This window comes from Leeia oryzae DSM 17879, assembly GCF_000376945.1.
Classification (GTDB): domain Bacteria; phylum Pseudomonadota; class Gammaproteobacteria; order Burkholderiales; family Leeiaceae; genus Leeia; species Leeia oryzae.
This window is the reverse complement of the sequence record NZ_AQXU01000017.1, coordinates 1-15,864: the sequence shown is the minus strand read 5'-3', so window position 1 is coordinate 15,864 and position 15,864 is coordinate 1. Positions and strand designations below refer to the sequence as shown.

10 protein-coding genes are annotated in these 15,864 nt (G+C 46.1%); all 10 read left to right on the top strand.

Annotated elements, in window-relative coordinates; translation table 11 throughout:
• Positions 1-176: 176 nt before the first annotated feature.
• The 10 genes from F552_RS19950 (at position 177) to F552_RS0104190 (ending at position 15,427) form a co-directional block, all read left to right on the top strand.
• Positions 177-6,485: a glycosyltransferase gene (locus tag F552_RS19950; RefSeq protein WP_018150480.1), complete on the top strand. Its 6,309-nt coding sequence runs from the start codon at positions 177-179 to the stop codon at positions 6,483-6,485.
• Positions 6,485-8,179 carry a tetratricopeptide repeat-containing glycosyltransferase family protein gene (locus tag F552_RS0104230; protein ID WP_018150479.1) on the top strand — a complete coding sequence of 565 codons (1,695 nt, stop codon included), beginning with the start codon at positions 6,485-6,487 and terminating at the stop codon, positions 8,177-8,179. The genes F552_RS19950 and F552_RS0104230 overlap by 1 nt, the downstream gene beginning before the upstream one ends.
• A 113-nt stretch (positions 8,180-8,292) precedes the next feature.
• The gene (locus F552_RS0104225) at positions 8,293-9,198 is read left to right on the top strand and encodes a flagellin N-terminal helical domain-containing protein (RefSeq protein WP_018150478.1); all 906 of its coding nucleotides are present in this window, start codon (positions 8,293-8,295) and stop codon (positions 9,196-9,198) included.
• A 74-nt stretch (positions 9,199-9,272) separates the two neighbouring features.
• Complete coding sequence (locus F552_RS19945) at positions 9,273-9,683, top strand: flagellar protein FlaG (protein ID WP_051078257.1); 411 nt, start codon at positions 9,273-9,275, stop codon at positions 9,681-9,683.
• 37 nt (positions 9,684-9,720) lie between these two features.
• Positions 9,721-11,067, top strand: a complete 1,347-nt coding sequence (gene fliD / locus F552_RS0104215) for a flagellar filament capping protein FliD (protein ID WP_083917425.1) — start codon at positions 9,721-9,723, stop codon at positions 11,065-11,067.
• 35 nt (positions 11,068-11,102) lie between these two features.
• Positions 11,103-11,546, top strand: coding sequence for a flagellar export chaperone FliS (fliS, locus tag F552_RS0104210; protein WP_018150475.1), 444 nt, complete (start codon positions 11,103-11,105; stop codon positions 11,544-11,546).
• Positions 11,546-11,845 (top strand): hypothetical protein, encoded by a 300-nt coding sequence (locus tag F552_RS0104205; RefSeq protein WP_018150474.1) that lies wholly within the window; start codon positions 11,546-11,548, stop codon positions 11,843-11,845. The genes fliS and F552_RS0104205 overlap by 1 nt, the downstream gene beginning before the upstream one ends.
• Before the next feature lie 371 nt (positions 11,846-12,216).
• Positions 12,217-13,644, top strand: a complete 1,428-nt coding sequence (locus F552_RS0104200) for a circularly permuted type 2 ATP-grasp protein (RefSeq protein ID WP_018150473.1) — start codon at positions 12,217-12,219, stop codon at positions 13,642-13,644.
• Between the two features lie 2 nt (positions 13,645-13,646).
• Positions 13,647-14,576 (top strand): alpha-E domain-containing protein, encoded by a 930-nt coding sequence (locus F552_RS0104195; RefSeq protein ID WP_026182382.1) that lies wholly within the window; start codon positions 13,647-13,649, stop codon positions 14,574-14,576.
• 14 nt (positions 14,577-14,590) lie between these two features.
• Complete coding sequence (locus tag F552_RS0104190) at positions 14,591-15,427, top strand: transglutaminase family protein (protein ID WP_308417737.1); 837 nt, start codon at positions 14,591-14,593, stop codon at positions 15,425-15,427.
• Positions 15,428-15,864: the final 437 nt, after the last annotated feature.

Genomic DNA, 15,864 nt, shown 5'->3' with positions numbered 1-15,864 from the left:
GTTTGAAAGACAGGTCTTGTTTGTCCTGATTGCGCAGCAAGTATTTGTCATGTGCTATGCTGCACGTGATGTGGCTATCAGGCAAGTCTTTCGGCCAGATTCCGTGCCGAAAAAAGTGCCAGCTTAACAAAAATGTAAACCAGATGAATTCATCTTTCCTGAATGGTTGATGCGCAATGATTATCGTCAAAATTATCGGTGGACTGGGCAACCAGATGATGCAATATGCTTTTGCACATGCATGTGCAAAAAGACTTGGTGTCCCCTTTAAACTGGATATAACCGCATTCGAAAGTTATAAACTCTGGCCTTATGGTCTGCATAATTTTGAAATTACAGCCCCGATCGCCTCATTGGAAGAAATCGAGCATGCCAAATCGATGGGCGTGATTACTGAAACCAGTTTTCGATTTGACGATTCACTGGTCAGTGCTGTCAAGGATGGTATGTATCTTGATGGCTACTGGGCAGACTACCGGTATTCTGAATCTGTTTGGGGAGAACTGAAGCCTGTCTTTACACTGATGGACCCGTTAACCCCTGAGCAACAAGCGTTGGCGATGAATCTCTCTGCGCCAAATGCGGTTGCTTTGCATGTTCGCCGTGGGGATTATGTTACTAACCCGAATTGCTTCCTGTTACCTCAGCAATATTATCGCGATGCCATCAAGCTAGTGCTTGATCAGCAGCCGGATGCTGTCTTTTATTGTTTTTCGGATGATCCTGACTGGGTCGAAGCACACCTTGATATCCCTGCGCCAAAAGTTGTGGTTAGAGGGCAGGGCATAGACAACGGCTTTGTCGACATGATCCTGATGTCAAAAGCCAGGCATCGTATTGTGGCAAATAGTACGTTCTCGATTTGGGCCTCAAGGCTTGCTGATCAAGACGGTTTAACCATTGTCCCATCCCAGTTTTTCAGGAAGGATGATCCTTGGCTTTTGCAAGTTTACGGCGAAGTTTTGCAGCCATGCTATCCACCACAATGGCGCGTTGTAGATGTCACTGGAGACGGTAAGAAAGAAGCCGAAAATACATCTACTGCATTGTTGCAGATTGCAGGTGGTGATGTTCGCGGCCGAAAACTGAGGATTGGCGTATGGGGTTTTTATGAGGAGTTCTATCAGAATAACTATATTTTCCTCAATAAAAATGCGCCCATTGGACATGAACTGCTAAAGCCTTTCAATCAGCTGTATCAATATGGCCAAGCTCATAATCTTGAGTTCGTTACGTTAGATCTCGTTGCAGATCTTTCTACATTAGATGCCGTATTGTTTTTTGATGCACCAAACATGAGAAGCCCACTGGTTTCCAGCGTCATGCAGCTAGATATCAAGAAATATCTGTGTCTGCTTGAGTGTGAGTTGATCAAACCTGATAACTGGCAGCAATCACTGCATGAGCTATTTACCCGTATATTCACATGGCACGACGGACTGGTGGATAACCATAGATACATTAAAGTCAATTATGTAACAGATTTAATGCCCTGGATTGAATCAGCGCAGAGTCTGACTGCTCCTTTTGAAGAAACAGCGAGAAAGGGGTACCTTCAAAAGAAACTCATCTGCAATATTTCTGGTAATAAACTGGTATCCCATCCATTTGAGCTATACAGCAAGCGGATCGAAGTTATCCGGTGGTTTGAGTCGCATCACCCTGAACATTTTGATCTTTACGGTATGGGCTGGAGTGCTAGTGACTACCCTAGTTATAAGGGTAAGATTGACGATAAGCTCGAAGTTTTAAAAGGCTATCGCTTTTCCCTCTGTTATGAAAATGCCAAAGAACTTCCTGGATATATTACCGAGAAAATCATAGATTGCTTCAAGGCAGGCGTGGTCCCTGTTTATAGTGGTGCTCCTAATATTGCAGACTGGATTCCGGATAATTGCTTTATTGATAGTGGCAAGTTTCCAGATACTGATGCGTTATATACCTATCTGATAAGCATGACTGAAGAAGTTCATGCCGACTATCTGGAGAATATTCGCCAGTTCTTTCTGGGAGGGAAGGCCTATCCTTTCAGCGCTGATGCCTTTATTAACACCATCACTCGTACAATTGTGCAGGATTGTCTTTTCCCGCATGAGCGAACCGATGTAAGCGTTGTCGTGCCTAATTATAATCACGGAAATTTTGTCGTATCAGCAATTACCTCGGCACTTAATCAAAATGTTTCGGTTGAATTACTGGTGCTTGATAATGCATCTACGGATGACAGTTGGTCACAGCTGCAATTTTTTGCAGATTATCCACAGGTCAGGCTTATCCGTAATCGCTGGAATATAGGTGTTCAGCATAACTGGAATCATGCGACCTGGCTTGCGACAGGTCGATATGTTGTTATGTTGTCAGCGGATGATTTATTACTTCCTGGTCATCTTGAGCAAGCAGTAAAGCGGCTAGATGAAAATCCAGCGTCATCACTTTACTACACCCCATGCCTATGGATTAATGAGCATGATCAACCATTAGGTACGTTGAATCACCCTGGACATTTAGAGAGTGACTATGTTGGCGGGCGTGATGAAATTTCAGATCTTCTTAAATTTGATTCCTATATTACGCCATCAGCTGCCGTGATAAGACGGGAAACACTCAATCGCATTGGTTCGATGAATCTGCATTTGAAAGGTGCGATCGATTGGGATCTCTGGATCAGGATTGCAGAAATTTCACCTGCTTTTATTTTCCGAAAACAGCCTGGGGTATGCTATAGGCAGCACTCTGGAAATAACTCAGTTGATTTTTATGCCTCAACTGCTCCTCTTGAAGATCATATACGTATTGTTGAGTCCATAATTGATCGTAAGGTTGCTGTTAAGTATCTGCTAAAAGCTAAAGAAGAAATAATTGCACATTTGGACAATCGTGCATCCAGTTATCCTGAAAATCAAATTCAACATTTGCTTAGTCGCATAAATAATATAAAGGATTACCTAAGAAAAGGGGCCGGGCCTGTTATATCCGTCATCATCCCAACTAAAAACCGCCCGGGGTTATTGGCCAATGCTCTCGAAAGTCTGACTTATCAAACATTCAAAGACTTTGAAGTAGTCATTCATAATGATGGCGGTTGTGATATCGGTGGCATTGTAGATTTCTTTAGTGATCAATTACAAATTTCCTACGTACGTTCATCTCAATCCGGTGGCGCTGCTGCATCCCGTAATCGTGCGCTAAAATTAGCCAAAGGCAGAATTATCGCGTATCTGGATGACGATGATGTTTATCTTGATAGCCATCTTGAGAAACTGGTCGATGCCTACAAGGGCAGGTCAGAGAAATTCATCTATACCAATTGTGAATATTTAATTCAAGAAAGAAAAGAAGGTCGACTGATCGAGCTTGGCAGAGAGCGTAGATATGCGGGCATATCCTACTCTAGAGCTCAATTATTGGTCAGTAATTTTATTCCAACACCAACATGGTCGCACACCAAAGAACTGATCGATACGATTGGTGACTTTGATGAGTCTCTGGAAATTCTGGAGGATTGGGATTTTCTGTTGCGTGCTTCTAAAGTCACTGAATTTTATCAAGTCAATGCAACTACTGTTGAAGTTAGAAGTGACAGATCTAGAGATGATCATACACTGCGTGCAAATGCAGATAAGCTTCTCGCATATCATCAGAAAATCTATGCAAAACATCCGGTTGAAAACGAGTCCATTCTAGCTAATCGGCAAAGCTTGATAAATTCGCTATCAAACCGTCAGGATGTTACTCCTAAAAACGAGAACTCATACCAAGGCTGGGTTAATGCTAGGCAGCCTAATGAACTGGCCGTGCAAATTCTTGCAGAAAGAATGATGCTGCAGTGGAGTAAGCAGTACCAGTTTATGATTGTGATGGTTGTTAAGCAAAGCCAGCAAAATCTGCTGGCCAATACAATCGATAGCTTTTGTCAGCAGCTTTATTCTGGCTGGAAACTGATTGTCATTTCTGATTTTGAAGCCCCTGATGAGAGTTTTATCAATAATGAAGTTCTAGGGTGGTTAACGCTTGAGACTGTAGAAGATGAAAATCTGTTGACTCAGGCATTTAATGGGGTTTTGGCAGAAGTGCCTTCAGACTGGGTCACTATACTGCCCGTCGGTACAAGGCTTACAAGTACAGCCCTCCTTAAAGTGGGTGATCGGCTTCTGCTTAACGGTGGTGCTTGTGTTATTTATACAGATCATGACTATGTTTCTGATGATGGGATGATTAAGGACCCTGTCCTTAAACCCGCATTCAATCTTGATATGTTGAGATCTCAGGATTACATTGGATCATCTATATTCTTTCGTACTGACTCTCTCGCCGCTGTTGGAGGATTTGCCTCATTCCCCGGTGCCAGAACATATGAAGCCTGTTTCAGGATGCTGGATAACTATGGTCCTCAGACAATAGAGCACCTTCCTGAACCCGTGATGACTTTTCCGGAAAATCAGCCAGAAAACTCCCTTCGTGTGGCTGCAATGCAGTTGGCGCTCGAAGAGCATCTCCACAGAAATAACATTTCTGCCAGTATCGAAGAGGGCTATGTTACTGGAACCTTCCTGGTACAGTACCATCATTCGGAACAACCGTTTGTTTCAATCATTATTCCTAATAAAGACAAGCATGAATTTTTGGCTCCGTGCATTGAGACCTTAATGAAGGTAACTCAATACCCTGCGTTTGAAGTGATTATTGTTGATAACCAATCAACGGATCCAGATACGCTAAGTTATTATGAAGAGATTGAGAGCAGATTTGCGAATAATGTAAAGGTTATACAATATGATAATCCTTTCAACTTTTCAGCCCAATGTAATCTGGGTGCAGAATCTGCTCGTGGTGACTTTATTCTATTCTTGAATAATGACACCGAGATTGTTCAGGCAAATTGGCTTGAGCGCATGATGCAGCATGCGCAGCGTAATGATGTTGGTGTAGTTGGTGCCCGCTTGGTGTTTCCTGAAACCGTGACAATCCAGCATGCTGGTATTGTGCTTGGCGGGAAATATCCGGATGAAGTTTTCCAGTTCCCCTATATGAACTTTCCTGTAGACAAAGATGTATCACTGAATAGAACAAAAGTAGTACAGAATTATTCTGCAGTTACTGGTGCTTGTTTGCTGGTCCGGAAGTCGCTCTACCAGCAAGTAGGCGGAATGAATGAGCAAAATCTGGCCGTACTTTATGGTGATGTTGATTTATGTCTTCGCATCAGGCAGTTGCATAAGTCAGTTGTCTGGACACCGTTCTCAACGTTAGTTCACCATACGGGTAAAACGCTGAATTCAAATTCAGATCATGAAAAACATCTGATGATGGTCATTCAAACCCGGCAAGAGCGCGAATATATGCTTTCCCATTGGTTGGATATTATCGCCAATGACCCTTATTATCATCGCTTGTTAGATAAATCTGAATGCAATGGGACAATTGATTGCACGCATACACCGCTTTGGGATGACATTCCGTCAGCGCGTCCGCGATTGCAAGGTATGGCCTTGGTCGGGGGAAGTGGTGAATATCGCGTGAATATGCCTTTCAGAACATTAGAGCGTTCTGCATTGGCTGAAATAGTCCTGTCTAATATGACATCAAAGGCTAGATTACCATCCATAACCGAGCTGGCCAGAAATGCACCGGATGTATTTGTGGTTCAGAATGCGCTTGCGGATGAGTTTATTCGAATGCTGGAGATGTACAAGAAATATTTGCCCAGCGTCTTCAGAATTCAAATGCTTGATGACTTGCTAACTGAAATCCCTGATGCCAGCAGTTTTAAACGGCACTTTCAGAAGAACTGGCGTGATGCGAAAGCACGACTGCGCAAATCGCTTAAATTTTGCGACCGTTTGATCGTCAGTACAGAACCCTTGAGAACATTTGCTGAAGACATGATTGATGACATTATTGTCGTACCCAACATGCTAGAGCGATCTGTCTGGGGAGATTTGGTATCCAAGCGTCGGGCAGGCAAGAAGCCCCGTGTTGGTTGGGTGGGGGCTCAGCAGCATGCAGGTGATTTGGCATTGATGACCGACGTGGTCAAAGCCACCGGTCATGAAGTGGATTGGGTCTTCCAGGGGATGTGTCCGGATGACATTCGCCCGTATGTTGCAGAAGTGAATACCGAGTGGCTGACATATGATAAATACCCGCAAGGCATTGCTGCACTTAATCTTGATCTGGCGATTGCGCCTTTGGAAATCAATGCTTTCAACGAGGCGAAGAGTAACCTTCGTTTGCTTGAGTACGGCGCCTTGGGCTGGCCGGTGATCTGTACGGATATATATCCATATCAGACCAATAATGCCCCCGTGTGCCGTGTTCCTAATGATGCTTCTGCCTGGATTGAAGCTATTCGGTCTCATATTGCAGATCTAGATGCAACAGCGCAGAAGGGTGATCAGCTCCGGCAGTGGGTTCATGATCATTACATGATCGAAGATCATGCCCAGGAATGGCTGTCTGCATTGACAAGACCTGCCGGTAAGTAATGATGGATGTTCAGGATATCGTTAATACATTACAAGCCTGGTTTAGTGAGGCTGTTGCATGCCAATCATCTGCGCCGGAGCGGGCAGTTGCGCTGTATCAGGAGATTCTGAAAATTGCTCCGGATCATCTTGATTCGTGGGGTAACCTTGCATTGGTATATCAACGCCAGCAAGATGAGCAGGCATTACGCGGATTGATTGGTCAAGCCCCCAAGGATGCTTGCAATCGACTGACCTTGGTATTAGCCGAACTCTTGTTTATGAAAGAAGATTGGCAGGGGGTTATAGATTGCCTTTGGGCATATCCATCCGAGTTGCCTGAGTCTCTGGAAGCGTTGTCTTTACTGGGAAAATCATTTTGTGAGCTAGAGAAATATGACTTGGCTTTTGCTACATATCATAAAGCCTTGTCAATATATCCAGCGTCGATTATTCCGTATTGCCGTTTGGCTGCGCTATGTATTGAACTAGGGCAATATCAGGACGCTTGCCAGTTTGCAGATCAAGCGTGTCAACTAGATTCGGTTGCCGCTGAACCACTCATGCTTCGAGCCCTTGCAGCCCGTTATCTGGATGACTGGGTTTCTGCATCAAGATTGCTAAGACAAGCCTTGGCGCTGGACCCACGCAGCACCGAGCTCTGGTGTGATTATGGAATTGTCCTGCATGGACAGCAAAAATTGCAGCAGGCGCTAGTCGCTTTTGACAATGCGCTGGCACTGCGGCCAGATCATGCGTTATCAAACTGGAACCGAAGTTTAGTTTTGCTTGAGATGGGGCACTACGCAGAGGCATGGCCAGCGTATACTTGGCGATGGCGGGCTGCAATTAACGGCCGTATGCCAGAGCTGAAATCTGCACTCTGGCAAGGCGAATCACTTGATGGCAAACGGATCTTGGTATTCGAAGAGCAGGGTCTGGGAGACTGCCTTCATTTTATTCGTTATGTGCCAATGTTACTTCGCCAGGGGGCGACGGTTTACCTGGATATCCCAAACCCTTTGCACGCCCTGTGCAAACAGACATGGCCTAACGTCCAGTTTGCAGACAAATTTGATGTGCAAACCGAATACCATGTCCCTATCATGAACTTGCCATTGTGGCTAGATAGGGGGGCCAAGCCACTGTGTGACATTCCGTACTTGCAGGTACCGGATACACAGGTGGCAAAATGGTCTGATCTGTTAGCGCCCTACAAAGGCAGACAGCAAGTGCAAATTGGACTAGTGTGGCAAGGTAGCCGCCGCCAAGGTTTTGCGCGCTCAGAATGGCTGGATAACCGCAGAAGCATTCCGCTTTCTTTATTCACACCCCTGGCTGCTGTCCCCAATGTTACTTTTCATAGTCTACAGAAAGGGATTGCACCAGACGTTGATGCTGCACGCCAACTTCAACTGGTAGATTTAACGGTAAATATTGAAGATTTTGCAGATACGGCCGCGTATCTTCAACAACTCGACTTGCTGATTTCTGTCGACACCTCTGTCGTGCATCTTGCAGGGGCGCTCGGTGTGCCGGTGTGGCTCCTTAATCGATATGACTCAGACTGGAGATGGGGCCACAACAGAACAGACTGTGACTGGTACTCGTCTGTTTATCAATTCAGGCAGATATCTTTCGGGGATTGGGGAAATGTCATGAACCGGGTTGCCAATGCATTGAAGCAACAAATGCAGATTGATAAAAAAAGTTAAAAATTTTCCTAAAGTTTTTCAAAGCCGGGTCGATAAAGTATTCAAAGAGCGAGGCAAGTGCCCCTCTCGTGTAAAGCAAATTCGGCCGGTGGCTGAAAAACTGGAGAAAAATCATGGCTCTTATCGTCAATACAAACGTTGCCTCGCTGAATGCCCAACGTAACTTGTCTACTACCAGCTCAGCACTTTCCACTTCCTTGCAGCGTCTGTCATCAGGTTTGCGCATTAACAGTGCAAAAGATGATGCAGCCGGTCTGGCGATTGTTGAAGGGCTGAATTCACGTGTCCGTGGTGACCAGCAAGCGATCCGAAATGCCAATGACGGTATTTCTCTGGCTCAAACTGGTGAAGGTGCACTGGGTCAAATCGGTAATAACTTGCAACGTATCCGTGAGATTGCTGTTCAGGCTTCTAACGGTACAGTAAGTGATACCAACCGCTCGCAGCTTCAAAAAGAGGTTGACCAGCTGACTCAAGAGATTTCACGTATCGTTACTACAACAGAATTTAACGGTACGCACTTGTTTGTAACTGGTGCAGCTGCTAGTGGTATTGCGGCCGCCGGTCTTACATTCCAGGTTGGTTCTGATGGTAGCGCGACTAACCAGGTTACCATTGCATCTGGTGATTTGTTCCTGGCTTCCGGTTTGGGTGGTTCAACTACAGCAACAAGTGGTGGCTTGAACTCATACGCAACTTCTCTGACAGCAACAGGCACTATTAGTGTTCTGAATACTGGTGCAGCTTCTGCAACGATTGCACAAATTGATGCCGACATCGGTATCGTATCAAACTCACGTTCAACCTTCGGTGCGATTCAAAACCGTTTTGAAGCCGTGATTGCAAACTTGCAAAACTATGTCGAGAACCTGTCTGCCTCTCGCAGCCGTATTCAGGATGCTGACTTCGCAGAAGAAACTGCAAAACTGACTCGTAACCAGATTCTGCAACAAGCTGGTACTGCGATTCTGTCACAGGCTAACTCTGTGCCTCAGCAAGCATTGTCCTTGCTCCGTTAAGCAATAGGGTTATAATGAGTTAGCGCCGGAATCGCTGAAAAGGCGATTCCGGCGTTTGTGCTAGGAGAGTTAGTATGGACATTAAGAATCTCACCTCTGTTCTTCCAATGAACACGGTGCCACCAGTCAAAAATAACCAGCCTGATAAGGTGAATGGTGCAACTGCTGCTGGTGTACAAGGTCAAACTCCTCAGGCAGTATCTCAAGCTGATAACCCCAAGGCTGGGCAGCAAAGCAAAGATGCACAGCAAGATGCTCCCAACCAGCAAAGCATGAAAGAAGTTGCTGAGCAGATTAACAAGACCATTCAGAAAATGGCCGCATCCCTGGAGTTATCAATTGATGATGATAGTGGCACAGTAGTATTTAAAGTAATGGACAAAGACACAAAAGAAGTTATTCGCCAGATCCCGTCTGAAGACATGATGGACTTGGCCAAGAGAATAGAAGAGTTTCAAAGTTTGCTAACCAAGCAAAAAGCTTGACTCGGGCGAACAGGCTGAGCGTGTAAAGGACAATATCATGGGTATCTCATCATCTACTGGGCTTATTAGTGGTATTGACACGAACAGTCTTGTGTCGAGTTTGATGTCAGTCGAACGCCAGCCAGAGCTATTATTACAAGCAAAACTTAAAAGTTTTTCTACAACCATTTCTGCTTTAGGCGTAATCACTAGTAGTGTGTCTGGTATCCAAGCTGCCGCAGCTGCTTTAAAAGACAGTAGCAGCTTGAGTTTAAGTGCTTCTACAAGCAGCGATACTAATGTCGCAACTGTCTCCTCCACGGGAAGTGCTGCTACTGGCAATTATAGTCTGAGTGTGTCCCTGTTGGCGCAAGCTAACAAACTGATTACAAAGGTCGCGAACCCCTTTGCCTCAACCTCAGTGGCAATTGCTAATACCGCCGGAAGCTTGCATCTCAGTTCAGGGACCAATGCTTTTGATGTTACGTTGGCGAGTGATTCATCTCTGGAGCAAATCAGGGATGCTATTAATTCCAATAACAATAATACATCTATAGTTGCTTCCATCATTAATGATGGCACAACCAATCGTTTAACACTCACCGCTAAGTCGTCAGGTGCTTCCTCCGGTATTTCCGTCACAAATACCAGCTCCACAGGCGGTGCCGGTCTGGATGTTTTTGATACTACCAAAAGCGCTTATGACACCGTACAAGCAGCACAGGATGCCTCTTTCAAAATTGATGGCATCTCATTTACGCGTAGTACCAATACTTTTTCTGATGTGATTGATGGTGTAACGCTTACACTGAAATCTGCTGATCTTGTTACCCCAAAAACCTCTACATTGGCCATTACAAAAGACGTAGCAGCCATGACCGCCAAGGTTAAAGCATTGGTTGATGCATATAATTCCTTCAAGGGGAATTTCGATACCATGCATTCCAAAGGTGGGCGGCTAGAGGCGGATAATACCTCCCTGACCATCATGAATCAGATGAGATCGGTATTTGGCTCATCGACATCAATTAGTGGTAATAACTACACCTATTTATCTCAGATCGGGATCACCTTTCAGAAGGACGGTTCTCTAGCTTTGGATTCAACGGTGTTATCCAAAGCCATCAATGACAACCCTTCAGCGGTTCAAGGTCTGTTTTCGGATGCAAGTGGTGGATTTGCAAACAAGATTTACAACACGGCGTTTGACATTACCAAGAGTGATGGCTTGATTGCTACACGAACAAATAGCCTAAATAAGCAGAAGGTAGATGCACAAGATCGCATTGATGCCATGGAGTTACGTCTCGTAGATGTTGAAGCAAGATATAAAAAGCAGTTTACGGCGATGGAGACAGCGCTTTCAAAAATTACCCAAATGACAAGCTATATCTCAAGGTTATAATAATGTTCTCATCATCAAGGCTAGGAATATAGTATATGGTGTCACGTGCGCTGGATGCATACCGTAATGTCAATATTGACTCGGCTGTATTATCTGCTTCTCCTGTAGAGCTAATCGTGATGCTATACGATGGTGCCATGGCAGCTATCATGCGTGCCAAGGGTGAGATTGAGCAGAAAAATTTCCCAGCGAAATCTGCTTTGATCTCCAAAGCAACCAATATTGTCGTTGCATTAAGAGGTGCTTTGAATTTGCAGATAGGTGGTGAGTTGGCCCTGAATCTTCAGGATCTCTACCTTTATGTTGAAAAGACTCTGATGGAAGCCAATTTGAAGAATGATCCTGCCCTGCTGGACGAGGCTCATAAGTTATTGGCAGAACTGCGAGGGGCCTGGGAAGAGCTGTCCAAATCAGGTATGACGGGGCAGCAAAAGTCTTCTGGTGACACTACCGCCACTATTAGTTATGGCAAAGTCTAATGTCTGAGTTACTTAAAAAGTGGGATCAGCTACAGCTAATACTAGCTGATCTCGATCTTTTGACCGAGAATAATGCCGGAGATGAGCTGGTCTCTCGCCTGCCAGAATTTTCTGAGTTAATTGATGAGTGCATGGCACTGCCTGCATCAGATAGACCGACTGCATCACAAATCGCTGAAATTGACGCGAAGCTGCAAAAGCTCGCGGTGTTTCTCGCTGCTCGTATGCAAGACTTGGTAGGTGAGAATGAAAGTGCGCAGCAATCTAGAAAACTTCAGCGAGCCTACCATACACCTTAGCTATGGCTGTTCCAGAACAAGCTGGAATGCCCCATCTCGGCGCTATTTCTTTCTATATCAATGATGCTCTGGTGTTACCACCTGACTGACATTCTTCTTGCCCCATTCTGGTGCGAATCGCGCATTCTCATTGAGCACTATGCACTTGCTGTGTGAGTGCTATCTGCATGTTTTCCTGCTTTTCCCTCAAAAATTACCTATAAAAAATTATCCTGTACGGTTTTTCTCGTCAGGTATGGCTTTTGCTTCTACTGACCTATAGCCCTCTGTACATCTGACTATTGGTATGGGTCTTGCCCATAAGGCGTATATACAGTAGCTGTGAATTGCTTAGGTCATATAGAAGAACATTTGTCTGACAGGAACCGATTATGCATGCTTTAACTTTACCCGCTGCACATCTGTTTGATGAAATGCTGTTACCCAGTGGCGTTGTCAGGCCCCATTACCAGCGATTCGCACAATGGCTGCACGAGCAATCCCCCAAAACATTGGCACAAAAACATCAGGAGGCAGATCTGCTGTTCCGACGGGTCGGAATTACCTTTGCGGTTTATGGTGATGAAAGTGGTGCCGAACGCCTGATCCCGTTTGACACCATCCCCCGTATCATTCCGGGCGCTGAGTGGCAGCATCTGGAGGCAGGCTTGCGCCAGCGCGTGTCGGCAATCAATGCATTCTTGCATGATATTTATCACGAGCAGCATATCCTGAAGGCTGGACTAATCCCGGAAGAGCAGGTGTACCAGAATGCTCAGTACCAGCCGGCTATGCAAGGCGTTGCACTCCCGCATCAGATCTATGCCCATATCACCGGGGTAGACATCATCCGTCACAATGATGGGGGGTTTTATGTGCTGGAAGATAACCTGCGAGTACCGTCAGGTGTCTCTTACATGATTGAAGACCGGCGCATGATGATGCGACTCTTCCCGGAGCTCTTCTCCCGTCACACCATTGCACCGGTAGAGCATTATCCAAGTCTCTTGCTAAAAACATTGCGACATGCCACCCATGTGGATGATCCAACCGTCATTGTATTAACGCCGGGGCACTTTAATAGTGCATATTTTGAGCATGCGTTTCTTGCTCAGCAAATGGGGGTAGAGCTGGTCGAAGGGCGTGATTTGTTCGTCAAGAATGACCGTGTCTATATGCGGACGACAGCAGGGCACAAACAGGTAGACGTCATTTACCGGCGGATTGATGATGCCTTTCTGGATCCGTTGGCCTTCCGCGCGGACTCTCTACTAGGGGTGCCGGGCTTATTGTCGGTGTATCGCAATGGCAATGTTGTGCTAGCCAATGCCATCGGCACCGGTGTTGCGGATGACAAATCCATCTACCCGTATGTTCCGGACATGATTCGTTTTTATTTAAGTGAAGAGCCCATTCTTAACAATGTCACTACATGGCAATGCCGAAAGCCGCAAGAAATGGACTACGTTCTTGCGCATCTATCGGAGCTGGTGGTGAAAGAAGTGCATGGAGCTGGCGGGTACGGGATGCTCATTGGACCGACAGCCTCCAAACAGGAACTGGAAGATTTTCGGGTAAGGATCAAGTCTAATCCGTCCAATTACATCGCTCAGCCCACATTGTCTCTTTCTAGCTGTCCAACGTTTGTAGATTCCGGTATTGCACCGCGTCATATCGATTTAAGGCCTTTTGTACTGACAGGCAGAGAAATCACCATGGTGGCAGGCGGGTTGACGCGGGTGGCACTGAAAAATGGTTCGCTAGTGGTGAATTCATCACAAGGTGGTGGCACAAAAGATACTTGGGTTCTGGAGGATTAAGCATGTTAAGTAGAACTGCATCACACTTATTCTGGATGTCCCGTTATCTTGAACGGGCAGAGAACCTCGCGCGCATGCTGGACGTCAGTTTTACGCTATCACTGCTGCGTCAAAAAAGCTGGGATACCACTTTGGAAATTTCCGCTCCGCTGTCTACCACCGGGACACTGGCGATGTACCAGGAAAAGCATGGCTCAGTCACCCCGGAGGCTCTGCTGCATTTCCTGGCATGGGATCAAGACAATCCTGCCAGTATTTTGTCTTGTCTGAAGAACGCGCGAGAAAACGCCCACGCGGTCAGGGGGCAGATTACCTCGGAGATGTGGGAGAACATCAATGCTACCTGGCTTGAGGTCAGAAAGCTCGCACTCAATCAATCCCAGAACCCAGGGCAGTTTTTTGAATGGGTCAAAGAACGCTCACATCTGTTTCGAGGTGTCACCTACGGCACCATTTTGCGAAACCAGGCCTATTCATTTATCCGGTTAGGGACATTCCTCGAGCGTGCAGACAACACCGCTCGTATTCTGAATGTTAATTCACACCTTATTCAACCGGCAGACTACAACAAGGCACCAGACTTTTATCACTGGAGCGCACTCCTGAAGTCCATTTCTGCCTTTGAGTCCTATCAGCAAATCTATCGGGAAGAAATTACCCCGGCAACCGTCAGTGAATTACTTATTTTGCGCAAGGACATGCCTCGTGCGCTGCTTGCCTGCATGAACGAACTGCATACCATTTTCGAGTTTATTCAGGGTGAAAATGGCCGGCTAGCCAAGCGTAAAGTTGCTGAAGTGTGTGCTCGATTAGGGTATACCGATATACAAGAAGTATTCGATGAAGGTTTGCAGAACTGGCTCGGTCGTTTTCTGAAGGATATCCAAGAGATAGGAGACTTGATCCATGTGGCCTACCTTGATGCGGCATAACATGTCATGGCGTCATGCCAGACACGCAAATCCTCAAAGGAGAATGTATGTTGCTCAAGATCCGGCATGAAACTATATATACATACAGTAGCCCGGCGCTGCTCAGTACACAGTATCTGCGGTTGTTGCCCCGGAATGGGCCTTTGCAACAAGTCAGTAACTGGACGCTGGAAACGCCAATGCCCTGGTTTATCACCAAAGACATGTTCCAGAATTCGGTTGCCGTGCTGACGGTTGATAAGCCGCATACAGAAATCCGCATTGTTGCAGAGGGTGTTGTTGATGTGGTTCGGGACGGGCTTGCCACAGAACCTGATATTCCGCTGTTACCTTTGGGGTGGTTCCTGCGGGATACTGCACTGACTTGTCCGGATAATGCGCTTCGAGAGCTTGCGGAAGAATTTGCAGGTGTAATCAGCCAGAATCATCAAATGGGACTGGAGCAATTGTCCGCCCGCATTCTGGAATATATGCCATATCAGTCTGGTGTGACGGATGTTGCCACCTCCGCAAGCGAAGCTCTGGCCAAAGGCAGTGGTGTTTGTCAGGATCATACCCATGTGTTCTTAACCGTCTGCCGTCTGTTAGGTTTGCCTGCCCGTTATATTAGTGGCTACCTCCATGCAGTAGACGATAGTTCGCATGTCGCAACGCATGCCTGGGCGGAGGTCCGTCTCGAGGACGGCTGGCACGGCTTTGATATCAGCAACGGCAACCGTCCGGGGGAAACCCATGTACAGCTGGCGATCGGTCTGGATTATATGGATGCGTGCCCTGTCAGGGGGGTAAGGCGGGGAGGGGCTGATGAAAGCCTGAAGGCGGTTGCGCAAGTCTGGCAACTGAACGAGTAAAACAAGCATTTGATGCTGCACCCAAAAAGCCACCTTCGGGTGGTTTTTTGCATTTGCAGGGCCCGGTTCACGTGACAGTGCTTTGGGTGTTAAAATTCTGCTAAAATAATTTCCCAATATAAACAGTGGTTTATTGTGAATTTGGAGTGAATTTGCAGAAGATGTCGTCAAAAGGAGTTGACGGTTGTGGAGATGGTGCGTATAGTTCGCATCTCTGCTGCTGACGCAGACGACGAAACGAAGCGATTAATCGCTGAGTTTACGAAAGTTTGAAGTTGGTTGCAACTGCTCTTTAACAAACGAACAACCGATAAGTGTGAGTGCTTGTTTCGGACAAAGACCTTCGGGTCTGCAAAGAAATAAGTGCTTACACAGTCAAGAAAAGAAATTTTTTTGAGTGTACGTAAGCCAGTTTTAAAGATTGAACTTAAGAGTTT